Annotated in this window: 23 protein-coding genes; 15 read left to right on the top strand and 8 right to left on the bottom strand. The window is 50.6% G+C overall.

Annotation, left to right across the window (positions count from 1 at the left end; genetic code table 11):
- Positions 1 to 216: 216 nt before the first annotated feature.
- Positions 217 to 1074 (top strand): ABC transporter ATP-binding protein, encoded by an 858-nt coding sequence (locus C557_RS0101625; protein ID WP_018750069.1) that lies wholly within the window; start codon positions 217 to 219, stop codon positions 1072 to 1074.
- 266 nt (positions 1075 to 1340) lie between these two features.
- Positions 1341 to 2162: a formate/nitrite transporter family protein gene (locus tag C557_RS0101620; RefSeq protein WP_018750068.1), complete on the top strand. Its 822-nt coding sequence runs from the start codon at positions 1341 to 1343 to the stop codon at positions 2160 to 2162.
- A 135-nt stretch (positions 2163 to 2297) separates the two neighbouring features.
- Here the strand turns inward: C557_RS0101620 and C557_RS0101615 are convergent, their stop codons facing one another.
- Positions 2298 to 2624 (bottom strand): hypothetical protein, encoded by a 327-nt coding sequence (locus C557_RS0101615; protein ID WP_018750067.1) that lies wholly within the window; start codon positions 2622 to 2624, stop codon positions 2298 to 2300.
- Positions 2625 to 2862: 238 nt separating this feature from the next.
- Between C557_RS0101615 and C557_RS0101610 the strand changes: the two genes are divergently transcribed.
- From C557_RS0101610 to C557_RS0101600, 3 genes are all read left to right on the top strand, one after another.
- Positions 2863 to 4083: an MFS transporter gene (locus C557_RS0101610; protein WP_018750066.1), complete on the top strand. Its 1221-nt coding sequence runs from the start codon at positions 2863 to 2865 to the stop codon at positions 4081 to 4083.
- Between the two features lie 57 nt (positions 4084 to 4140).
- Positions 4141 to 4629, top strand: a complete 489-nt coding sequence (locus C557_RS0101605; protein WP_018750065.1) for a GNAT family N-acetyltransferase — start codon at positions 4141 to 4143, stop codon at positions 4627 to 4629.
- 100 nt (positions 4630 to 4729) lie between these two features.
- Complete coding sequence (locus tag C557_RS0101600; RefSeq protein ID WP_051082392.1) at positions 4730 to 6511, top strand: glutamine--tRNA ligase/YqeY domain fusion protein; 1782 nt, start codon at positions 4730 to 4732, stop codon at positions 6509 to 6511.
- A 100-nt stretch (positions 6512 to 6611) separates the two neighbouring features.
- On the opposite strand, the gene C557_RS0101595 is transcribed toward C557_RS0101600, so the two are convergent.
- Positions 6612 to 7829 (bottom strand): MFS transporter, encoded by a 1218-nt coding sequence (locus C557_RS0101595; RefSeq protein WP_040676283.1) that lies wholly within the window; start codon positions 7827 to 7829, stop codon positions 6612 to 6614.
- A gap of 419 nt (positions 7830 to 8248) precedes the next feature.
- Here C557_RS0101595 and C557_RS0101590 point away from each other — a divergent pair, with 419 nt between their 5' ends.
- The 8 genes from C557_RS0101590 (at position 8249) to C557_RS0101555 (ending at position 14938) form a co-directional block, all read left to right on the top strand.
- Positions 8249 to 8944 carry a TorD/DmsD family molecular chaperone gene (locus tag C557_RS0101590; protein WP_018750062.1) on the top strand — a complete coding sequence of 232 codons (696 nt, stop codon included), beginning with the start codon at positions 8249 to 8251 and terminating at the stop codon, positions 8942 to 8944.
- 233 nt (positions 8945 to 9177) lie between these two features.
- Positions 9178 to 10686, top strand: coding sequence for a cardiolipin synthase (gene cls / locus C557_RS0101585; RefSeq protein ID WP_018750061.1), 1509 nt, complete (start codon positions 9178 to 9180; stop codon positions 10684 to 10686).
- A 15-nt stretch (positions 10687 to 10701) separates the two neighbouring features.
- A complete protein-coding gene (gene fni, locus C557_RS0101580; RefSeq protein ID WP_018750060.1) occupies positions 10702 to 11730 on the top strand; it encodes a type 2 isopentenyl-diphosphate Delta-isomerase in 1029 nt (342 codons plus the stop codon).
- Between the two features lie 72 nt (positions 11731 to 11802).
- Complete coding sequence (locus C557_RS0101575) at positions 11803 to 12372, top strand: ECF-type riboflavin transporter substrate-binding protein (RefSeq protein ID WP_018750059.1); 570 nt, start codon at positions 11803 to 11805, stop codon at positions 12370 to 12372.
- A gap of 16 nt (positions 12373 to 12388) precedes the next feature.
- On the top strand, positions 12389 to 12868 hold the full coding sequence (locus tag C557_RS0101570; RefSeq protein ID WP_018750058.1) for a GNAT family N-acetyltransferase: 480 nt from the start codon (positions 12389 to 12391) through the stop codon (positions 12866 to 12868).
- An 82-nt stretch (positions 12869 to 12950) separates the two neighbouring features.
- The gene (ychF, locus tag C557_RS0101565) at positions 12951 to 14051 is read left to right on the top strand and encodes a redox-regulated ATPase YchF (RefSeq protein WP_018750057.1); all 1101 of its coding nucleotides are present in this window, start codon (positions 12951 to 12953) and stop codon (positions 14049 to 14051) included.
- Positions 14052 to 14168: 117 nt separating this feature from the next.
- Positions 14169 to 14513, top strand: coding sequence for a TM2 domain-containing protein (locus C557_RS0101560; protein WP_018750056.1), 345 nt, complete (start codon positions 14169 to 14171; stop codon positions 14511 to 14513).
- Positions 14513 to 14938 carry an NINE protein gene (locus tag C557_RS0101555; protein WP_018750055.1) on the top strand — a complete coding sequence of 142 codons (426 nt, stop codon included), beginning with the start codon at positions 14513 to 14515 and terminating at the stop codon, positions 14936 to 14938. Before C557_RS0101560 ends, C557_RS0101555 begins: the two co-directional genes overlap by 1 nt.
- Positions 14939 to 14978: 40 nt before the next feature.
- Here the strand turns inward: C557_RS0101555 and C557_RS0101550 are convergent, their stop codons facing one another.
- The 6 genes from C557_RS0101550 to C557_RS0101525 all read right to left on the bottom strand — a co-directional run bounded on the left by C557_RS0101550 (position 14979) and on the right by C557_RS0101525 (position 21017).
- Positions 14979 to 16256 carry an MFS transporter gene (locus C557_RS0101550; protein ID WP_018750054.1) on the bottom strand — a complete coding sequence of 426 codons (1278 nt, stop codon included), beginning with the start codon at positions 16254 to 16256 and terminating at the stop codon, positions 14979 to 14981.
- A 95-nt stretch (positions 16257 to 16351) separates the two neighbouring features.
- Positions 16352 to 17104 (bottom strand): isochorismatase family protein, encoded by a 753-nt coding sequence (locus C557_RS22800; RefSeq protein WP_018750053.1) that lies wholly within the window; start codon positions 17102 to 17104, stop codon positions 16352 to 16354.
- 40 nt (positions 17105 to 17144) lie between these two features.
- A complete protein-coding gene (locus tag C557_RS0101540) occupies positions 17145 to 18206 on the bottom strand; it encodes an ABC transporter substrate-binding protein (RefSeq protein ID WP_018750052.1) in 1062 nt (353 codons plus the stop codon).
- 68 nt (positions 18207 to 18274) lie between these two features.
- The gene (locus C557_RS0101535; RefSeq protein WP_018750051.1) at positions 18275 to 19141 is read right to left on the bottom strand and encodes an ABC transporter permease; all 867 of its coding nucleotides are present in this window, start codon (positions 19139 to 19141) and stop codon (positions 18275 to 18277) included.
- A gap of 28 nt (positions 19142 to 19169) precedes the next feature.
- Positions 19170 to 19967, bottom strand: coding sequence for an ABC transporter ATP-binding protein (locus tag C557_RS0101530; protein ID WP_018750050.1), 798 nt, complete (start codon positions 19965 to 19967; stop codon positions 19170 to 19172).
- Between the two features lie 132 nt (positions 19968 to 20099).
- A complete protein-coding gene (locus C557_RS0101525; RefSeq protein WP_018750049.1) occupies positions 20100 to 21017 on the bottom strand; it encodes a LysR family transcriptional regulator in 918 nt (305 codons plus the stop codon).
- 652 nt (positions 21018 to 21669) lie between these two features.
- Between C557_RS0101525 and prfA the strand changes: the two genes are divergently transcribed.
- Complete coding sequence (gene prfA, locus C557_RS0101520; RefSeq protein ID WP_018750048.1) at positions 21670 to 22737, top strand: peptide chain release factor 1; 1068 nt, start codon at positions 21670 to 21672, stop codon at positions 22735 to 22737.
- Positions 22738 to 22742: 5 nt separating this feature from the next.
- A complete protein-coding gene (gene prmC / locus C557_RS0101515; protein ID WP_018750047.1) occupies positions 22743 to 23636 on the top strand; it encodes a peptide chain release factor N(5)-glutamine methyltransferase in 894 nt (297 codons plus the stop codon).
- The last annotated feature ends 54 nt before the right edge of the window (positions 23637 to 23690 follow it).

The following is a 23690-nucleotide window of genomic DNA, read 5'->3' as shown; positions in this document are numbered from 1 at the left end:
TGTGCGGCCATTATAAACTGTCTATGAAAGAAAGGAGGGCCTGGCAAACACCAGACACCTTCCTTTCTTTTTTGTTTCACTTCATCAAGCTTTTGAACCTGGCAAATTAACGGTTGACAGATGATAATGATTATCAGTATCTTTAGTTGTAGATGAAAAATAACCCTTGAGCCGATGATTGAGCTGTAAAGCTGCATTCTGGAAAGGAAGAGTGGTATGAATTTCTTAAATACTTCCCATTTAGATATTGCCTACGAGGATCGCCTGATAGTTAAGGATTTAAATATTTCGATTCCCCAAGGAAAAATTACCGCACTGGTAGGGGCCAATGGTTCGGGGAAGTCAACCGTGCTGAAGACGATGGCCCGGATTCTGAATCCCAAGTCAGGCAGCGTATTGCTGAATGGAAAATCCATTCATAAGCAGTCAACAAGGGAAGTTGCCAAGCAACTGGCAATTCTTCCGCAGAACCCAACGGCTCCCGAGGGGCTGACCGTCTATGAACTGGTGTCTTACGGCCGATTCCCTCATCAGAAGGGATTTGGGGGCTTGAAGGCGGAGGATCGCCAAGTGGTAGAATGGGCGATTGAAGCTACCCGCATGGGTGAATTTAGCGACCGTGCTCTGGAGCAGCTATCCGGTGGCCAACGGCAACGGGCCTGGATCGCAATGGCGTTGGCTCAGGAGACGAATATTCTGTTCCTGGATGAGCCGACAACTTTCCTGGATATGGCGCATCAGTTGGAGGTTCTGCAACTGCTGGAAGAATTAAATGCCGACTCGGCCCGTACCATCGTGATGGTGGTGCATGATTTGAACCATGCGGCCCGATATGCTCATTATATGATTGCTATCAAGCAAGGGCAGGCTGTTGCTTCAGGAAGCCCGGAAGAGGTCGTCACCTCTCCCGTACTGCGGGATGTGTTTGGAATTGAGGCAGATATCGTAACCGACCCGCGTAGCGGTGTGCCGCTATGTCTTCCTTACGAGCTGTACCGTGCGGCTACAGAGGGCAAAGTGCGAAAGAGCAAGAACGACGGCCCGGAGATGCCACCAGCCGCAGCTTCATCTTAATAGATTGGGTTTTTAGTGAAATGGCAACTCGCAGCAAGCGCCAGGTTATTGTCAAGAGACTAGCAGCCGCCCAAGCGGCGTAAGCGTGCAGCTTCCTTCATGGAGGCTGCGCTTTTTTTCTGCCAATCCTTTCTGCATCGGAGATTGTGATTTATGTTACTTATTCAGAAAAAAGAGCGGGCTACAATAGATTGGACTGTAAAACTTCGGTGCTGAAAACCTGACTTTAGGAACACACACTTAAATGGATAAAGGAGATTTGGATTATGGCGTATTATAAACCTGCGCAAATTGCTGAAGTTACCGTAGAGAACGGGATCAAGAAGGCGCATAACCCGCTGCTGACCGTGCTGATTCTTGGCTTTCTGGGCGGAGCTTTTATCGCCCTCGGCTTTTTGCTTGATATTCGTGTCATCAGCAATACCCCGGCAGAATGGGGCAGTATAGCTAACTTTGTTGGGGCTGCGGTGTTCCCGATCGGGCTGGTACTTGTTCTGCTGGCGGGGGGAGAGCTGCTGACCGGCAATATGATGGCCGTACCCCTTGCCCGGATGGCGAAGCGGATTACGACCTTGGAGATGTTCAAGAACTTGGTGCTCATTACACTGAGTAACTTCGTGGGCGCTTTGTTCGTTGCTTATTTCTTCGGCCATATTGTTGGCTTGACCTCCAGTGGACCTTACCTGGAAAAGTTGGTGGATATGGTTGCGCATAAGCTGGATGATAGCTTCCTGCAAGCCTTTATTTCCGGTATCGGATGCAACTGGCTGGTTGCTTTGGCCGTATGGCTGTCTTATGGTGCTGATAACATGAGCGGGAAAATCATGGGAATCTGGTTCCCGACGATGGCCTTCGTAGCGATCGGCTTCCAGCACGTGGTGGCTAATATGTTCCTGATTCCGGCAGCCATCTTTGAGGGCTACTATTCCTGGGGGGATTACCTGCGCAATTTCGTTCCTGTATGGCTTGGCAACCTGACGGGCGGAGCAATCTTTGTAGCGGGAGCCTATTGGGCTGCTTATTTGAAGGATAAAGGACATGCGCCGGCTGCTGGACAGTCGACGGACTCGGTCTCCGTTAGCAAATAATATATCTGTCTGGATCACAGTACAAGCGAATTTGCTTTTGGCAAAAACAGCGCAAGCTCTCCAGCCGATTTTGGCTGGGAAGCTTGCGCTGTTTCTCTCATGAATCAAGCTTTTTGAAGCTTGTAGAGGATCAGGCTACCGCTGTGGCCGATATTTCTGTTCCAGGTCTTGCACATAGGTTTTGGCATCGATTAGCGACATACCGGTGGCTATTCTAACCTCCTTGATGGCCCTGATGGTTTGATTCTCCATAATAAGCGCATAAAGCTTTTGCTCCAAATCGGGGTTAATAGCTGCGGCCATGGATGAGGGAGCATATGAATTTACGTTCGTGGTAGAACCAGACTGCCACTTTAGCGAGTTGATTTCCTCCTTCAGCGTATTTAATTGGTTTTCTAAATTGGATAAGCGATTCCACAGCACAACAACCAACAGCAGGGCTACAATTCCGATGTATTCCATACCAACTTTCAACCTCCAGTATCCCAGTTCGTTATTTACTATCTACCTTAGCATGTTATGCCTCTACAACATAGGAACTATTGTCATGGCACCGCAGTCACATGCGTTTTGGACCGTATGAAATGCAAAATTTGCCCCATCAATGCGGCGATGGATGTACTTGCCTGCTCAGTTGTTTTAAGCGATACTATTCTAATCTGTTTATATATTGACGTTGCTGCAGAAGGGAGTGGATAACATGAAATGGCTGCAATCCTATCCACGTGAAGTCAAAATTTTTCTGGCTGCCAGCTTGATTAGCTCGGCCGGGGGCTCATTGATGTGGCCTTTGGTGACGATGTTTGTATTCAAGGTGCTCGGTCGAACGGTTACGGATGCCGGGCTAGTTATTTTGGTTATGTCCGTTGGCGGGATCGCCGGACAATTGCTTGGAGGTGCGCTCTACCACCGATTGGGTGTAAAACGTCTGATTGTAGGCGGTATTGGCTTCAATGCGCTGTTTCTGTTGCTTCTGCCCTATGGCAGTGGCCATTGGTATTTATTTATGCTGCTGATGTTGCTGGTGGGCTTCTTTAATGCCACCTCGATGCCGGCCATTCAGGCATTTATCGGCTTTCGCTTTGCCGAACGGCGGGGAGAGCTATTCAACATTATCTATGTTGCCAACAATATTGGCGTTGCTTTGGGGACGGCCATGAGCGGATTTCTGGCGCAAATTTCCTATAATCTGAGCTTTGTGTTGAACGGTCTGACCTCGGCGGCATTTGCTGCTTTCTTCTGGATTTATTTGAATAAGGTTCAGAAAGATGAAGGCGAACTGCATGTGCAAAAACGCAAAAATACCGTGGAGGGTGAGAGTGTCAAGACATTGCTGCGCCGTTACCCTGTTTATCTGTTTATGGGGGTGGGTTCGTTTTTCCTCTGGCTTGGTAACTGTATCTGGAATAATGGGGTATCTCCGTTTACTATTTCGCAGGGGATGCCTGAATGGAATTATAGTATATTATGGACATTAAACGGAGTGTTGATTTTTGTGGGACAACCGTTTATTTTGTGGGTAAAACGGGTGTTTGCCGGCTCAGCTCAAGCGCAGATGACGGTTAGTGCCTTATTCTACATGATGGGTTACGCCATCATTCTTGGTTTTCATAACTACCCCAGCATGATTGCGGGGATGATCCTGACAACCTTTGGAGAGATGTTAATCTCTCCGGCTATTCCAGCCTTTGTATCTGACCGGACGGGCAAGGCGGCGCCATTTTATCTAGGAGTTGTGGGCGGAATGGGGGCTGCAGGACGTGTAGTTGGTCCATACGCGATGGGGGTCCTGTTCGACTGGAACGGGCTGCTTCCGGTGGCATGGCTCGCCGTTGGCATTGCCGGGCTTTCTGCGCTGTCCTTCCTGATTCATGCTGTGATGAACCGGGATGATCATCAGCCAGCCGGCTCGACTTTCTGATTATGGTATATGATAACATAAGGATATCTGTTAAAGGATTAGAAGGGGGGACCTTGTATGGGGCATACATTCACGACGCGGCTGTCAGAAATGCGTGATGCGGCTGCGCTGATGGACATCGACAAGCTGACTTGGGACCGCAACAATACGCCTGCCGAAACGTTGCAATGGAATTCGCGCGAGCACTATTTGAAGTCCTGTCCTCCGGGCAGTCAGATTGTGGCCTGTCTGGGAGAACAAATCTGCGGATATATCGGCTTCAAAACCCCGACCTCTCTGCCAAGCAATCGGCATGTGCTTGATTTGAACATCGCCATTCATCCGGCTTACCAGCGACAGGGTATTGGCCGTCTTCTGATGGACGCCTTGGTTGAATGGGCGGCAGCACAGGGGGTAAGCAAGCTGTCACTCCGCGTGTTGTCCAGCAATCCCGGAGCGATTGCCTTTTATGAAAGCTGTGGATTTACGAAGCAAGGGCGATTAGTTGAGGAATTTCTCATTCAGGGGCAATATGTGGACGATGTCCTGATGTGGCGGAGAGTATAGGCAGCCAGGCATTGAACTATTGGAAATATATCGGTATATTTAGAAGAAGAAAAATCGGGGAAGCATAAACCAATATTTATTGTACGCAGGTTTGACTTCTATGAATAGAAAGGTGATAGCCGTGGAGAACACACTTACTCCTCCCAATTTCATTAAGAACATTATTTCGGAAGATTTGAAGAGCGGCAAGGTTAAGACCGTCGTAACCCGCTTTCCACCGGAGCCGAACGGCTATCTGCATGTGGGACATGCCAAGGCCATCTGGATTAACTTTGCGCTGGCCGATGAATTCGGCGGCCGGACCCATCTGCGCTTTGATGATACGAATCCAGTCAAGGAGGACGTGGAATACGTTAACTCCATCAAGGAGGATGTCAAGTGGCTGGGCTTCGATTGGGACGAGCTTCGCTTCGCTTCCGATTATTTTGAGGAAATGTACCATCGTGCTACCGTATTGATCAAGAAAGGCAAGGCTTATGTAGATGACTTGAGTGCCGAGCAAATTCGCGAGCTGCGCGGAACGTTAACCGAGCCGGGCAAGAATAGCCCTTGCCGCGATCGTTCTGTCGAAGAGAACCTGGACTTGTTCGAGCGGATGCGCGCCGGAGAATTCAAGGACGGGGAAAAGGTGCTTCGCGCCAAGATTGATATGGCGTCGTCGAATATGAATCTGCGGGACCCTGTTATTTATCGGATCATACATGCATCCCATCATAATACCGGGGACAAATGGTGTATTTATCCGATGTATACCTTCGCTCATCCGCTGGAGGATGCCATTGAGGGTGTGACGCACTCGCTTTGCTCCACCGAGTTTGAAGATCAGCGTCCGTTCTACGACTGGGCGATTGCCGAGACCGAGATGCCGCACGTCTCCCATCAATATGAATTTGGACGGCTTAACCTGACGCAAACGGTGACCAGCAAACGCAAGCTGAAAAAGCTGGTGGACGAGAAGGTTGTAGATGGCTGGGATGATCCACGTATGCCAACCATTTCCGGAATGCGTCGTCGTGGCTATACGCCGGAGGCCATTAAAGCGTTTGTGTATGAGACCGGGATTTCCAAGGCTTACGGCAATATCGACGTGAAAATGCTGGAGCATTTCATCCGTGAGGATTTGAAGATGAAGGCGCCACGCACCATGGCGGTGCTTGATCCGTTGAAGGTTGTTATTACCAACTATCCGGAAGGCCAAACGGAAATGCTGGAGGCTGAGAACAATAGCGAGAATCCTGAGATGGGCCATCGGCAAATCCCTTTTTCACGAGAGATTTATATCGAGCGGGAGGACTTTATGGAGAACCCGCCAAGCAAGTATTTCCGCTTGTTTCCTGGGAATGAAGTGCGCTTGAAGCATGCTTATTTCATTAAATGCAATGAGGTTATCAAGGATGAGCATGGCGAAGTGGTGGAAATCCACTGCACCTATGATCCGGAAACCAAGAGCGGTAGTGGCTTTACCGGACGTAAGGTGAAGGGGACGATTCATTGGGTGGAGGCGAACCAGGCGGTGCCGGCAGAATTCCATCTCTTCGAGCCGTTGATTCTGGAAGAAGAGGTTGAGGGCGTAACGCTGGATGAGCCAGAAGAAGGTTTGCATGGTATCGCTGAAGGGTTGCTGGATGAACCTGATCCAGCATCTACAGATCCGGAGAAGGAGTCGGCAGAGGAGAAGACATTCCTTGATCTGATTAATCCGAATTCACTAACCATTGCCCAAGGCTTTGTAGAGCCGGGGATGAAGGATGCTCAGCCGCAGGATAAGTTCCAATTTTTCCGCCACGGCTATTTCAATGTGGATACCAAGTATTCCGCACCGGGACGGCCGGTGTTTAACCGGGTTGTATCGCTCAAGAGTTCATTTCAATTGCCTAAATAAACCGGGCTGAACTTTAAAAGTAAAGGGCCCTTCGCCTTCAAGCTATGCTGGACACCAGATAGTTTGTAGGACGAAGGGCCCTGTTTGTTTTTTTATTGACCTACGGCTCCCCTTGGAGGATCACCGGAGAATATCCATGGCGGCGGATGCGATACCACATAGACGCTAGACCAAGCGCTCCAATTAGGGTTAAGGCAACTCCCGAACGATACATGATGACGGCCCCGAAGTTCTGAAACATCCAGCCACCGTAGAGACTGGCAAAAATGCCAGCCAGGCCGCTTACGGCAAAAGCATAGGCAGCCTGTCCTGCTGAGCGCAGCGGCTTTGGCAGGAACAAACCGATCAACCGGGTGCCTACATAGAAGAACCCGGCAAATGTGACGGAGTGCAGCAGTTGAATAAGCAGTATCTGTCCTGGACGAGTGGCCTCCGACATTAAGTCCCAACGCACTGCCGACAGGATGCTGACGATGGTAATACAAGCCATTAGCATCGTCATTTTCTTTTTCAAGTATCGATTCAACAGGAGGAATATCAGCATTTCAAAGGCTGTGGAAAGAGCTACGGCTCCTCCCACCTCAAGGCGCGAACCACCCAGATCGACAATGAATAGAGGCATGAAGATGTTGTTCATAAAGTTCGGAATGGCTACCAGCGTGCCAAAGATCACAAAAGCGACAAAGTATTTATATTGCAGCACTTGGCCAAGCTCCTTCTTCCCGAACCAGGGAGTATGGAGCGTTTGCCGTATGGAAGGCAATAGCAGTGTTGAACCGATAGCCAGCATAAGCGTGCTGCTGAACAGCAGGGAGATTCCGTGATGTCCTACCGAATCGATGATCGGGCCGGCGGCCAAGGCAAAGATGGTCCAGCCTAACGAACCAAAGAGGCGATAGCTGCCAAATTTTCGTTCCGTATTGTCGGTATAGCCCAATATCAGCGTATTGCTTTGCGATAAAATAGGGCTCTGAAAGAAATATAGCAAGAGGATAGTCAGATAAAGCATCGTGAATGTAGTTGCCTTGAACATGAGATGCCCCGTCAGGAGCATACCCAGCATCATCACAAGCAATACTGCACGCGGATTGTGCCGTTGATCCCCCCAATGACGCCAGAATGGATGGGCAAGTAACGAGACAAAGGGGCCGATCGCCATCAAACTGCCAATCTCCAGCTTGTCCATACCGATATCCTGTAGATAAAGCTGAAAAAAGGCGGCAAAAATAACCATAGTGCCGTATATGAAAAAGTTAAGGAGTCTTAGCGGCATCAACGAAAAGGACGAATGTCGTTTTGTGTCCTGCAAACGCGCCATTCCTTTCTACCCGGTCCTGATTCGTCACAAGTAGGCATGTGACTATAATCCCAATGTAACACACAGATGAAAAGGGGCACAAACCAAGTTTTAATTTAATTTCCATTGTTTATAGATTTGCGAGAGTGAATGTCCGTTTCCTTACAGGTTTTGATCAGGGTTATACGCGAGACTGACACATACTGTTCAAGTATATGTCAGTCGCTTAAGCGATACAATGAAATAAGGAAGAAATTGTAACAAAGATCACATTAAAGCGCTTACATTTAGGGTTATAATGCAGTTAAGCGATACGTGATCCCCCTTAATCATGTGTCGGTATATGCATCCAAGATGATTTCCGGCAGAACTTAAGGAAGTCATCTTTTTTTAACCCTGAGGCTGCAAGGAAGCGCAACAAGTTAAGGAGATGAATTCAGATGGCTATGCTGTTCAAACCTTTGGTCTACACACAGGAGCAGGTTAGGTGGCTGGAAACTCGCGGATTGGTGTATCATGTGTTAATGGATTTCTTGAGCCGTCCTCCGCGAATGTCCTTGATCGCTCAGTGGAGACACAGATTGGGAATGAACCATAGAATTGAGGGTGACGAAGGTTGGCGCAAGCTCAGGTTGTTCCTGGAGAGTATTGACGAAGACAGCTTCCGCCGCGTATGTCATCAGGAAGCTGAAGAATATACACGTCTGTTCACCGGGCATGAGGCGATTGTGCCCGCTTGTGAAAGCATTTATCGCTCCCGACTAGAAGGAGAGAATGCCGTTGCCTGCATCGCCCGAGTGAGCAAAAATTACATGGACAACGGTATCGTGTTCAATAAGCTGAATGGAGAGCGCGATGATCATATCGCACTGGAATTGGAGTTTATGGCCGTGCTGGCAGAGGGAATGCTGGCGAAGGTTAATTTGCAACAGAGCTGCCTTGCTCTGGCTGATTCACAGATCAGCTTTCTGAGACTTCATCTGTTAAGATGGGCTCATCTGTTCTCCCGGGAATTATTGCAGGCGACAGATAGTCCATTATATCAAGCAGTAGCCGAACTGATGGATCTTTTTCTGACAGAGGATTTCAACTCGCTTTGTGCTTGGCGCAATAGTCAACAAGAAGCGGAGCACTAAACAAGCCCCCTCAACTTTGGAGCTTCTCATGCTGGATTCATGCAGCACGAGGAGCTTCTTTGCGTTTGGGCTATGTAATGAAAAAGCAGGATAACCTATACCTTTATAACACTATAGGATTGCCACGATTGTCCAGGAAAGAAATTTTCATCTATCTGGCTAGGAAGAACGCAGACGTTCATGTAGAATATAAACAAGCTATTCTCGCGAAAACTCATACAAAGGAGACAACCATGCGACGAGGACTACAAATCATAATCATTGTCCTAGTTCTATTTGCGTTTTATTTCCTTGGATTTGGCGTCTTCGGGAAATTTGGGGGGACGCTGCTTAGTATATTCCAGACACTTACAGTTATCACCATCGGGTTGGCTATATTTATGCAGAACCGCAATCCTTCCAGCACACTTGCCTGGATTATGGTATTAGCCCTGTTGCCAGGGGTTGGGCTTGTTCTTTACTTCCTGCTGGGTCAAAATTACTTCCGTCGGCGGAAATTCGATAAAAAAGCCGAACAAGACCGCTTAAGCTATGAACGGATTGACCGTGGCGGCAAATTATTGCCTCGCGATTTGTCCCAATTCAGCCCGGGGCAACAACGATTGCTGCATCTGTCGCAGAGGTTGGCGCGGACGCCCTTCACTATGGCCACTCGTACACAGGTGCTTACCAATGGAGAAGAGACATTCTCTACACTGCTGCGAGAGCTAAAGAAGGCCAAACACCACATTCATATGGAGTATTACATCTATCGTGCGGACGATATCGGGCGGGAGATACAGAAGACGCTGATCGCGAAGGCCCGTGCCGGGGTAGAGGTCCGCTTTATGTTTGATGCTGTGGGCAGCATTGGTTTGCCTAAGGCGTTCATTCATGAGTTAAGGGAGGCTGGCGTCAAGGTTGGCATCTATGGCGAGGTCCGCTTTCTGGCCTTATCAAGCCGGGTGAATTACCGTAATCACCGCAAAATTGTAGTGGTCGATGGCAATACCGGCTTTATCGGCGGGCTTAACGTAGGCGATGAGTATCTGAGCCGGAGCAAGACCTATGGATTTTGGCGGGACACGCATATGCTCGTGAAGGGTGAAGCGGTTCGCTCACTGCAAATCATATTTCTCCAAGACTGGCAATACGTCACTGGTGAAAAAATTATGGATCCGTCTTATTTGTCGCCGGAGATGGAGCAAGGGTGTAGCGGAGCGGTACAGATCGTACCTAGTGGTCCCGATAACGAAAGTCGTACACTCAAAAATATTTTCTTCGCCATGATCACCTCGGCCAAAAAGTCAGTATGGCTGGCTACACCATACTTCATCCCGGATGAGGATATTATGACGGCGCTTCGGGTGGCAGGTCTGGCTGGCATCGATGTCCGTCTGCTGTTCCCGGCCAAGCCGGATAAGCGTCTTCCTTTCCTGGCTTCGCATTCCTACTTTCCCGCATTGCTTGAGGTAGGGGTGAAAATTTATGAATATGAGAAGGGATTTCTTCATTCCAAGCTGTTGATCATTGATGGGGAAGTGGCTACGGTGGGAACGGCGAACATGGATATGCGAAGCTTTCACTTGAACTTTGAAGTGAACGTGCTGTTGGTGCATGACGACAGTATCGGGAATATGGTCAAGGATTTCCAACGGGATTTGTTATCGACCAAGCTGATCGACAAGGATGAATTCATGAATAAGAAGTTTCTGGTTCGCCTGGCGGAGTCGGCGGCCCGGCTGCTGTCGCCGCTGTTATAGAGGAGGGGAAGCGCGATGAGTAACACATCCGAACGCAAGGCCGAGCATATCAGGCTTTGTCTGGAGGAGCAGGTCAATGCGGAGGGAATAAGCTCCGGCTTGGAGCAATATCGGTTTCGTCATCAGGCAGTGCCTGAATTGAATTTTGCCGAGGTGCATTTGAAGACCGTATTTCTGGGAGCCTCGTTGCGGACACCGTTGTTGATTAGCTCCATGACCGGTGGCAGCAAGCTTGCGGGCGAGATCAATGCACGGCTGGCCGAAGCCGCGGAGCGCCGTGGTTGGACGCTGGCTGTCGGGTCTGTGCGAGCAGCCGTCGAGCATGGCGAACTGGCGCCTACATTTAACGTCAGGCGGTTAGCGCCATCCATCCCTATCATTGCTAATCTGGGCGCGGTGCAGCTTAATTATGGATATGGTCCCGAGGATTGCCGCCGGGCGGTGGAGATTGTCGGCGCGGATATGCTCGTCCTGCATCTGAACAGCTTGCAGGAGGTGTTCCAGCCGGAAGGGAATACGAACTTCAGCGGCCTGTTAAGCCGTATTGAGCGCGTGTGCCGGGAGTTGCCTATTCCGGTAGGCATCAAAGAGGTCGGCTGGGGCATCGACGGTGTGACGGCCAGAAGGCTGCGTGAGGCGGGAGCAGCCTTTATCGATGTTGCCGGAGCCGGGGGCACCTCGTGGAGTCAGGTCGAGAAGTTCCGCGGCAGCGATGCCGTCCGCCGGGAAGCGGCTAATGCCTTTGCCGATTGGGGCATCCCCACCGCCGAATGCATCCGTGAAGTGCGGGCAGCCTTGCCGGAGGCTGCACTGATTGGGAGTGGAGGACTCCATACGGGCGTAGATGTAGCCAAGGCGCTTGCTTTGGGGGCGGACCTGGCGGGGCTCGGCAGAACTTTGCTGGAGCCTGCGGTACACTCTGAGGAGCGGCTGGACATGCTGCTGGAGCGTGTGGAGTTGGAGCTGCGCACAGCCATGTTCGGCATCGGCGCTGGCAGTATCGCGGAGCTGAAGAATACAACAAGGTTGATTCGCAGAGAGTAGTGACTGATTGAATTAGGGTTTTTATCCAAAGCTCATAGTCGCGGATTTGGTTGGTTACGAGGAGGGGTGAGTATGAAACCTTCATGGCGGGTCTGGACTTCGAGAACATGGGTCGTTACAGGACTAGGAGCGCTTTTGTACTGGGCGACAAGCTGGATAGGCATTCCGATTACAACTACCGTTGAACTAAGACCGGGAATTGCGCTGCTGACCGTTCTGGGGGCGCTATTTGGTCCGGTTGTCGGCTTTATTGCAGGCTTTGCAGGCCATGCGATCAATGACTTGCTGATGGATGGAACCGTGTGGTGGGGCTGGGCGCTGGGATCAGGGATGACGGCAGCATTTATGGGGCTTATTTGCCTGTCCAGGGGCTTCGATGCGCATGAAGGCAGGATGGAGAAGCGGCACCTGATCCGGTTTGTCCTATATGGCACAGTGGGTATTTTCGTGTCACTTCTGTTCTCGGGGATATTCGATGCCTTAGTGTTGAGAGAACCGCTGGGGAGTCTGGCAGAGCAGGTGCTTTATGCCGGGATAGCTAATGTTGCGGTATTTCTGATTGTAGGTTTGCCCGCCGTATGGGCCTATGCCAAGCGCAACCGGGGATCTGTCCAGCCTACCCAGAATAGACAATATAAATAGGAAGCAGGAAACAAGAATGGTCAAGCTGAATCGCATGAACGCATCAGAATACTCATTATTTCTGGAGCGCTCCATTAGAGACTACGCAGAGGACAAAGTAACAGCGGGCACTTGGAAAGAGAAGGACGCTCTCAGGCTGGCCCGAGAATCTATGGAGCAATATCTGCCGAATCAACAGCATACGGAAGGGGCCCATCTGTTCACCGTGCGGGCCGCAGATAGCGATACTCCCATCGGGCATTTGTGGTTCAGTGCAGTAGAGAAGGAAGGTATCCGGTCTGCATTTATTTATGATATTCTAATCGATGATCCCTTTCAGGGCCAAGGATATGGTCAGGCCACAATGAAGGCACTGGAGCATGAGGTTCGCGCACTGGGATTGAACCGGATTTCCTTACATGTGTTTGGACATAATGAACGGGCTTTTCGTTTGTATCAAAAAATGGGATACCTGTCTACGGACATTACCATGATCAAATATCTGGATGAGATCTAAGTGTCCTTGAAATATATTCAATGTATCGTTACTATGGTTGAAGGAAGAATGAGCAATTACATGAATAGGAGTTGTCAAACATATGGCTTTAAAGGCAGGAATAGTTGGGCTTCCCAACGTGGGTAAGTCTACACTGTTTAACGCGATAACCCAGGCGGGGGCTGAATCCGCAAATTACCCGTTCTGTACGATTGACCCTAACGTGGGTGTGGTTGAAGTGCCGGACGAACGGCTTGATAAGCTGACGGAACTGGTTACTCCTAACCGTACAGTACCGACCGCTTTTGAATTTGTAGATATTGCGGGCCTAGTACGTGGGGCGAGCAAAGGCGAAGGGCTGGGCAACAAGTTCCTGGCTCATATCCGTGAAGTGGATGCGATTGTCCATGTGGTTCGCTGCTTCGAGGACGAGAACATTACCCATGTTGACGGTCAAATCGATCCTATCAGCGACATCCAGACGATTAACCTGGAATTGATATTAGCTGATGTGGAAAGTGTGGAAAAGCGGATTGAGCGCTCGCGTAAAAATATGAAGGGCGGCAATAAGCAATATGCACAGGAAGTTGAGGTGCTGGAACGGATCAAGGACGCTTTGTATAATGATCAGCCGGCACGAAGTGTGGAACTGACCGAGGATGAGAAGCAAATCGTGCGCGATCTGCATCTATTAACCTTGAAGCCGATTTTGTACGCGGCCAATGTGAGTGAAGAAGGTGTCACCGATACCGATAATAACCCTTATGTGCAAAAGGTGAAGGAATTTGCTGCTGCTGAAGGAGCTGAGGTCGTGCCGATCAGCGCCAAAGTGGAAGCGGAAATTGCTGAGCTTGAAGGCGAAGACAAGGCAATGTTCCTGGAAGAGCTGGGACTTAGCGCTTCGGGTCTGGATCGTTTGATTCAAGCTGCATATCGTCTGTTGGGATTGTACACGTATTTCACGGCAGGTGTACAGGAGGTTCGTGCCTGGACCATCCGCAAAGGAACCAAGGCTCCGGGAGCAGCCGGTGTCATCCACTCTGACTTCGAACGCGGCTTTATTCGTGCCGAGGTTGTATCGTATGAGGACCTTGCGGCAGCCGGTTCCATGAATGCTGCCCGCGAACGTGGCCAATTGCGGCTGGAGGGGAAAGAGTACGTGGTGCAGGATGGCGATGTTATGCACTTCCGTTTCAATGTGTAGTTCGGAAGTCACATATTTGAATGGGTCCAATAAATTGGCAATAAATTTCTTGTTTTTTCTGTAAATTCATGATTATACTTAAGCAACTTAGTATATTTAGGGGGAGTTTTAGTGAGTATGAATTACGCATTATCCCGCAAGACTCAATTGGATACCCGCGAATTGTTGCTGCTGGAATCCGAAGTGAAGAGCTATGGCAAGAACATGGTGGTGGCTTATATCCTGTGGTACTTCCTGGGTATGTTCGGCGGACATCGCTTTTACATGGGACGTACAGGTTCAGCAGTAGCTCAACTGGTGTTGTCGATTACACTGATCGGTATGCTTGTTACTTCGGTCTGGTGGATTGTGGATGCTTTCCTGGTGCATACCTGGGTGAAAGATCACAACGCTCAATTGGAGAACCGTGTGATTGATCGTATTTTCTCTGACCGGGGCAGATCTGAGGAGTTTCCCATCTAATGACGTTTAACAAAAGCGATCTGTCGACCACTGAGATGATGCTCTTGAACTCCGAGATGAATAAGCGGGAGAAATCTCTGGTTCTGGCTTATTTGATGTTATTGGCCGGCCATTTAGGGGTACATCGCTTCTATATGAAGCGAATTGTCTCGGGAATTATTCAACTTTGTTTATTTGTGCTTGTACTTGTTTTTTATTTTGTCTTCCTGATTAGCTTCGAGATTGAGAGTTATAATTCACCTGATACGATGTATTACCTGGTTTGGATGATGGGCCTTCTCGTAACGGGGTTAGGCTTAACGATCTGGGTCATCATCGATGCTTGTATGCTTCCGGGGATGGTACAAAGCTGGAACCAGCGTGTGGAACAATCGTTGATTGCCGAGATCGTATCCCACCGGACAGGGGCGGAGAACCGGATTTAATGATCGCAACTAAGGACAGAGGGGGCCACGAGCTTCAACATTATGTTGAAGCTCGTGGTTTTTTGTCGTGACAAGGCTCAGGCGAGCGCGGGGCTCGTTCTACGGAGACATGAAGCTGCACTGTGAACACACAGCAGGCGAGCAGCAAGATGCCTACTAGCAGGAAGGAGGCCTGTAGGCTGACAAAGGCGGTGAAAAAGCCAAACAGCAAAGGGTCCATCAGTTGGGCGGCTCGATTGGACATCAGGCGCAGGCCAATGCCCAGCCCCCGCTCCTCCGGTGCGGTGGAATGAGCGATCATCGATAGGGTCAACGGCTGGTTGATGCCCAGTGCGAGCCCGGTGATGAACACAAGAGCTACAATGCCGTAGAAGTTAGTAAGCAGTGGGGTGACGAACAACAGCAACAGTGAAACGGCATAAGTCAAGATCAGCATCCAGCCAAAGCTCAGTCTGGCCATAAGCCGTGGGTAGATGGGACGGACGAACAGGGCAGACACTGCTCCGATGGATACAAGTAAGCCAACCTTGGTGTTGGAGATGCCCAGAGACTCCAGGTGCAGCGGCAGATAAGCTGTACGCACATCGACGATGAACAGGGAAATGAAGGTCGTTAGCAAAATTACAACGAAGCCAGGGTTGCGCAGCAGTCCGAGACATTGGCCCAGCCAGCGGCGAATTTTTGCGGTCCTGCTCTCCAGCGATAAGGGAGACGCGTCGTTGCCTTCTCTGGAAGGCAGAGCCGAGGGAGCTTCATCCCGGCATTGCCAGGATGTGAAGATCAGCAGCACACTGCTAAGGATGTAACTAACAAACACCATTTTATAACCGAAGTGGTCGGACAAATAGCCGGAAAGAATTGGTGCAAGCATTTGGCCGATCGCCATGTACAAAGCAAAGGTGGCGAAGCGGCCTTCATTGCCGTGGACAGGTCCTTCCGTAATGAGCACCTGCACGGCCAGCCAGACAGCCATTTGACCAAGACCGGCAAGCAATTGGGCTAAAGCCAGTGTCCAAGGGCCGTCTGAAATCCAATACAACAGGCCGCTGCCGAGCATCATGAATGAACCAATGCGCAAAACGGTGGTCCTGCCGAAGCGGTCGGCAATGAATCCGCCGGGGATGGCGGCAAGCATAGGCAATAGAGCATAGACGGCAAGCACGGCGCCGATAGCCAATCCTTGCAAACCCAGTGAGGCTGCATATAAGGTGATGATCGGTCTGGTTAGCGAAAAGGCGAACCAGTACAAACCGCAGGAGATGGATACCCAGATGAAGTTGCGATGATTAGCACGAATGGGTGATGTTGGTTGAAGCATATGCGGCCCCCTTGGCAAATTGACGTTATTGGACAGCAAAAGCGGAGTTCCCAGGGGCTCTGGGCTCCGCCTTTGCTGTCTTCCTTGGGCTTAGGTTACACAGTGGCATTGGACTGGCGGGCTGGGAAGGCGATTTTGCTGTCATGCAGTCCTTTCTCCGTTTGCTTCATATAATTCACAGCTTCCTCCGTGCTGACCACGTCGGCATACTTAGCGTTCATGTCGAAGAGATTAATAGCGTGCGAGGCTTCCCCGCGGTCAAAGGTACAGTCTTCAACCACGCCGACATAGTAGTTGTAGGAGAAGGCATCGATGACCCCGGCTCGTACGCATCCACCGGTTGTGGTGCCACAAATAAGTAATGTATCGATACCTAAATCGGTCAGATATCCAACCAGTGGTGTGCCATGAAATGGGGAGGGCTTTAATTTCTCGATCACGATGTCTTCTGGCTGAGGCGCAATCTCACGTACAATTTCGTTGCCGCCGTATCCGGCAATGGTCTCGGCTTCCGCCGAGCGGGTATTCTTCCGCCGCCAGCCCCCGGCATCAAATCCATCGGGACGGCTTTCAATGCCGGTGGTATAGAAGATGGGTATACGTTGGTCGCGGGCGGCTTGCAGGAGCTTCTGGATATAAGGGATGGCCTCCCAAGCGGCTTCGCCGCAGCTATTGCGCCAGTGCTTGACCGAATCCAGAATCGGCTCCTTCTTATGTCCGCAAAATCCGTAGCTGACATCAATTACCAGCAGGGCAGGGCGCTGGCCAAAGCCAGCCTTGGCGTCATAACCGGCACTACCAAATACTTGCTTATCACGATCCGTCAAAAAGCGGTCCCATACTTTCATATTGATACAGCCTCCTTAGTAGTAGTGTGGTGAATTTGAGTTACTTAACAAATTGGGTGTCTACAATGTCGCTATAGCCGATATTTTCATCTTTCAGCAGCCCGGCAGCCCGGACAACCGACAGGCCTGTAGCTACAGATTCTTCGGTGATTTGACCGGAATACTCCCACATCTCATCCTCATAAGAACGATCGATCGTGGCTTCCAGCAGCTCCTGGGACATTGTAGGGAATTCCAGCTTGGCAATCTCCATGCTCTCTTCCTTGTTGTCGCGGATGAATTCCAGTCCCTTATGAATGCCTTCCACCAATTTCTCGACCGTATCAGGGTCATTGGTGATGTTGTCTAGCTTGATATTGATTGTGGAGTAGGCGTACGGACCAAGCTCCTGAGGAACATTGTAGAAGGGCTCGCCCCAGATGCCTTCCTCAATCCCTTGTGTCAGCAAAGGTTCAGTTACGACGGCTACATCACCCTGATTTTGCTGCAATACGGCAGGGATAGCTCCATTGTCGACTTCCTTTAGCATCAAATCCTTATTGAGTTCCAGTCCCCATTCGCCAGCCAGAAAACGGATAATCGAATTGGGGGTTCCCCCGTATTGAGAGACCGCTACCGTCTTGCCCTTCATGAAGGCGGCGATATCAGCACCGGGTTCCAGATCGGCTCTGGCTACCAGATATACATTGCCCCGGTTCACGATGTTGACGATAGCCCGGAGCTCCGCTCCTTTGGCCTTGGCAAAAGCATTATGCTCCGGGCCGCCGATGAATCCAAAGGCCTGATCGGTCAAGACAGCGTTGGTATGCGCGCTTCCTCCCGAAAGAGTCACGGCCTTAACGCTCAATCCTTCAAACAAATTTTTGCGAATGGCGATGTAAAGCGGTAAATACCCCGTGCTGTGAACGGGCTCGGCAATGGTCAGTTCCTTCGTTTGATTTGAGCCGCCTTGATTACTGGCTTCCGTGCCCAGGGAAGAATCATCTGCTGGAGCAGGTGCCGGACTCTGTGCGGTATTGGTGCCGCACCCGGCAATCAGTGTGATGATCAGCACGATGGCAGGCAGCCAGGCGCAACGAGTGAATAACAAGCGTTGATTCATGATAGTTCCCCCTCCATATCCGTGTTCTCTTTATGTGCGAGTTCAAGATTCGATGTCGAATCCACAATTTATTTATGAGTGAAGCCTTTGAGTAAATATCCCTCCAGCTTGCCGACCAGAATGTACAGCAACATGGACAGGATGGACAAGTTAAATATATTAGCCCAAATGAGACTGATCTCATAGGTTTGACCTGCATAGAAGATCATTCGGCCCAGGCCTTGCTCGGAGCCGATATATTCACCAACGATGGCTCCAGTGAGTGCCAACCCGATATTGATACGCAAGGCGGAGATCATCGCCGGAATGGCTGTGGGAACGATGACTTTACTGAATACTTGCAGCCGGGAAGCGCCCAGAGAATACACCATGCGAACCAAGTCTTTGTCGACGCTCCGCACCCCGTTGTAAGTGGTCAGAGTTGTAATAACGACAGTGATGGCAAAACCCATGGCGACCTTGGAGCCCATTCCGATTCCGAAGACCAACACGATGATGGGGGCGAGGGCCAATTTGGGCATGGCTTCAAACATAATGATGAACGGTTCAAAAATCCGGGCATAATATTTGGACCACCAGAATGATAAACCTAGCAGCGTGCCCCCTGCCGTTCCTAGCAGAAACCCGTACACGGTGGAGCGGAAGGTATAGAAGGTATCCTGCCAGACGGCTCCCGTCTGTACACTGGTTAACCATGTGCGGGCGATCTCTGAAGGCTGACTCCAGAAAAAGGAGTTAATCCATCCGATACCGGCTCCAAGCTCCCACAGGAGCAGGACCGCGAGGAATAACGCCAAACGCCCGATATTAACGAGCCAGGGTTTGGGTGTGGACATTTCGTACTTCAAGGCGTTGGTCCGGGTGCGGGGGAACGGAGCATTTTTTAGCTTGCTCAGGCTCCCGTTGCGTTCTACGACATCTCCTTCACTTGGCATCGTTGCTCACTCCTTTCGGTTTTGGCTTTTAACCGGCAGCTTCCTGCTGATATGCCTTCAGGGTTTCTTCGGAAAGCGTACGTAACGCTTCTTCCTTCAATTGAGTAAATTCCGGCGAGGTGATGATCTGCGGCTTCCGCGGCCGGGGCAAGTCAATCATCAGATGCCGCTTGATTGTGCCTGGACGGGAGGTCATAATGTATACCTCATCAGAGAGGTAGATGGCCTCTTCCATGTCATGGGTGACGAAGAGAATCGTTTTTTGAAAGTCGTCCCAGAGGTCGAGCAGCCACTCTTGCATCATGGCACGGGTCTGGGCATCCAGAGCGCCGAAGGGCTCATCCAGCAAAATGACGTCCCGATCATACAGGATGGTGCGAAGCAGTGCCGCCCTCTGTCTCATCCCTCCGGAGAGCTGGGCCGGGAAATGATACTCAAACCCCTTAAGGCCATATTTGTGTAGCAAGGGGAGCGCCTTGGCTTTAGCCTCCCGTTTGGAAGTGCCTTGAATCTCCAAGCCAAGTATCACGTTGTCCAGAATGGTCCTCCAGGGAAGGAGCAAGTCCTTCTGCAGCATGTAGCCGGTGATACCGGTCAATCCATCGACACGATTGCCATTGACATAAATAGCCCCTTCCGTATTGTCAAGCAGCCCGGAAATGATATTGAACAAGGTGGATTTCCCACACCCGCTGGGACCCACGATGCTGACAAAGCGGTGATTGGGAATCCGCATATCGATCGGGCCTAGTGCTTGAACCAAAGTGCCGTCTGCGGACGGATAGGTTTTACTGATGTTCTCAAGCTCCATCTTGTAAGGATTCATCTTCATCGCACCTCCTTTGTGTTAAATACATAGTAGTATATATAACACAATGAAGGTGATAAGAGATTTTTATGTCAGATAAATTAACTTATATATAACATAGATAATGAGAGAGGGGAATGAAGGAGATGATTAGTTCCTGTTATTGCGGAATTGGTCTACTTGAGTAATAATGCCAGCTTGCAGTTTAGGCAGTGAATTCAGGATTTGATCCGATGCGGATTGCGAATATACACAATAAAAGCTCTGTTGCAGCTGAATTTCGGGTAGGGAGATTCTTTCGATAGACGCATCTCGGCCGGAGGGCCACAGGGAGGAAACGGGCAAAAAGGAGCAGCCTGTCCCTTGCTCGACCATTTGGCGAATGACGTGGGAGGTGTCTACCTCAATCAGCTTTTGGGGATGCATGCGCAGGGGGGCAAACAACTGATGCTCCAGCAACTCCCGCAAAGGCATATGTCTTTTGAGCAAAATAAAGGGGACCTCCTCCAAATAAGTGGACAGGCTGCGGTAGCGAGGGAAAACCGACTGCTTCGGGCCGATGAAGACCAAAGGCTCTTCAAATAGCTTGACACTTTGAAGCTGAGGGAGCGGTGAGAAGGTCTGATTGATGAAGGAGATATCGAGTTCGCCGGAAGCAGTGCGGAGGGCCAAATCAAGAGACTGGCCGGTACTGATCTTCCACTCAATCAGAGAGGTCTGCTCTTTCATCGATTGTATAATGGTGGGAAGCATAACATGGGTCAGCGATTCTACGATACCGATGCGCAGCTTTTTCTCGGTGGGTGGAGCCGATAGCATACAGAGGGATTCCTGCCCGGCTTCCAGGGCACTTAGGGCATATTGGGCGTAGAAGTAGTATTTGCGTCCGGCTTCTGTCAGAAAAGCGCCGGAGCGTGTGCGATGGAACAGGGAAGCACCTAGCTCAGCTTCCAGGCCGGCGATGCGAATGCTGACAGCAGGCTGTGTCAGAGCGACGTAGTGAGCCGCTTTGCTCATGCTCTCCGTTTCGGCTACGGCAATAAAGACTTTCAAGTCCAACAGATCCACGGACGATGCCTCCTCGTTTCCGTTTAATATCCGGTGCAGTAGTGTGAGAATATTTTACATGAAAACAATGAGGGTGGCACTGGTTAAATTTACCTTGAATCAAGCTGGATTCTGCTCGCAACTGGCACAGGAACCCGCTAACGCAGGGGCTACTTTACTTCGCTTAAATACTCAGATTGTTGAGAAATTTGGTTTTACGTGCATCTCGGATAGAAAAGTCCTTAGCCTATAGGGTTCTTCTCCATAAAAATAGTACGTTACGCCCTTTCTTAACAGTCTGAGAAATTCAAGTTACTTGTTTAGGGTTGGGGTAAATGTGAATTTTAGCTGGAAAATTTCCTGTTAGATCATGATGAGCGATACGATAGGCGATTATATAATTTATGAGATAATAGATGATTGAAATTCACGTTAAGGTTCAGATGATGTATTTAAATGACTTATTAGGTGACGTATATATAATCTGAATTGCAGTTTCGTTCCCTTAGCCCCTATCCCAGGCTCCCTCACCCGTCAGGCACTTTTATGAAAAATTCTAGAGAAGTTGACCATAGGGGAGCTATTCAATACGTCCGTTTTGTGCTATAATAAAAAGTCGTTTACCCCGGTTATAATGAAGAATTATTGTGAATGTGAAGAGAGGTGACTTCCCTTGTTGGACCGACTACAATCCCTGGCCGACCGTTATGAAAAGCTCAGCGAGCTGCTTTGTGATCCGGATGTGGCGAATGATTCAAAGAAGCTGCGGGATTACTCCAAAGAACAATCGGATTTGCAGCCGGCTTATGAGGCGTTTGTTGAATATAAAAATGTCATTGCAGAGTTGGATGCGGCCAAGGCAATGCAAGCTGAAAAGCTGGACGATGAAATGCGTGAAATGGTCAAGATGGAGATTGAGGAATTAAGCGCACGCCATCAGGAACTGGAAGAGAAGATTCGTGTGCTGCTGCTTCCCAAGGATCCAAATGATGAGAAGAACGTGATTGTGGAAATTCGCGGTGCTGCCGGAGGGGATGAAGCGGCTTTGTTCGCTTCTGATCTGTACCGGATGTATACACGGTATGCTGACTCCCAAGGCTGGCGTGTTGATATTATGGATATGAACGAAAGCGACCTCGGCGGTTTTAAAGAAGTGATCTTTATGATCAACGGCCGCGGGGCGTACAGCAAAATGAAATATGAGAGTGGCGCGCATCGCGTGCAGCGTATCCCAACGACGGAATCGGGGGGGCGGATTCATACCTCCACCTCTACCGTTGCGGTGTTGCCGGAAGTGGAAGATGTGGATATCGAAATCCTGGATAAGGATATTCGGGTAGACACCTTCTGTTCCAGCGGTGCAGGCGGCCAATCGGTTAACACGACCAAGTCGGCAGTGCGGGTGACACATATCCCGACAGGCATCGTAGCGACCTGTCAGGATGGCAAATCGCAGAACTCCAATAAGGAGAAGGCACTGCAAGTGCTTCGCGCCCGGATTTTTGACCTTAAGCGCCAGGAAGAGGAAGCCAAATATGCCGGAGAACGCAAGAGCAAAGTGGGCACCGGGGACCGCAGCGAGCGTATCCGGACTTATAACTTCCCGCAAAGCCGGGTGACCGATCACCGGATCGGACTCACTTTGCACAAGCTGGATCAGGTCATGAACGGCGAGATCGAAGATATCGTTTCGGCCCTGACGATTGCCGAGCAGGCTGAGTTGATGGATAAAGGAGAATAAGACGATTGAAGAGTGAAGGCTACCGGTTATCCGGAACAGTCACCATTTGGGAAGCCCGCAAAGAGGCTTCTTCTTTTTTAGCTGCAGCCGGCATCGGTGAGCCGGATGCGAATGCCGAGCTGCTGCTTCGGCATGTGCTGGAGCTGGAGGGGGCGGCTTATCTCGCCGCCCTGCGCGATCCCTTCCCGGCGGAGCGCAGAGACGCCTGGGAGGAGGTCATCCGCCGCAAAGCGGCGGGCGAGCCAGCGCAGTATATTATCGGGGAGCAGGAGTTCTACGGATTGACCTTCCAGGTCAATCCGGCGGTGCTGATCCCTCGCCCGGAGACGGAGCTGCTCGTGGAGCGAATCGCGCTTGAAGGCGATTCGCTATGGCCTGGCGGCACGCCCCGCGCCGCCGATATTGGCACCGGCAGCGGCGCGATTGCCGCCGCGCTGGCTTCCCTGCGCCCGGCGTGGCACGTCGCGGCGAGCGATATCTCGCCGGACGCCCTGGCGGTGGCGCAGGCCAATGTCCGGCGGCTCGGCCTTGCCGTCACGTTCAAGCAGGGGGACCTGCTTGAACCGTTCGCTGGCGAGCCGCTGGACATCGTGGTGTCGAATCCGCCGTATATTCCGGCGGAGGAGATTTCGCACCTTCAGCCGGAGGTGCGAGATTATGAACCGCGCGGTGCGCTGGACGGCGGCCCGGACGGGCTGGTTCCCTACCGGATCATGATGGCGCAGCTTGGCTTGTTGCCCCGGCCGCCGCGCTTGATCGGCTTTGAACTGGGGATGGGTCAGGCTGCAGCAGTAGCTGCGCTGCTGCGCGCCGCCGGGCATTGGGACGAGATTATTACCGTGCCTGATTTGGCCGGAATTGAACGCCATGTGCTGGGCGTTGCACGTAATAAAGCTTAGCAGCCCGTTGGACTATTATCCGGAAATCTAGCTAATTGTCTCGGAAATAACAGA

This window comes from Paenibacillus sanguinis 2301083 = DSM 16941, from assembly GCF_000374825.1.
GTDB lineage: Bacteria > Bacillota > Bacilli > Paenibacillales > Paenibacillaceae > Fontibacillus > Fontibacillus sanguinis.
The sequence above is the reverse complement of the archived record's forward strand: the minus strand, read 5'-3'. Positions and strand labels throughout refer to the sequence as shown.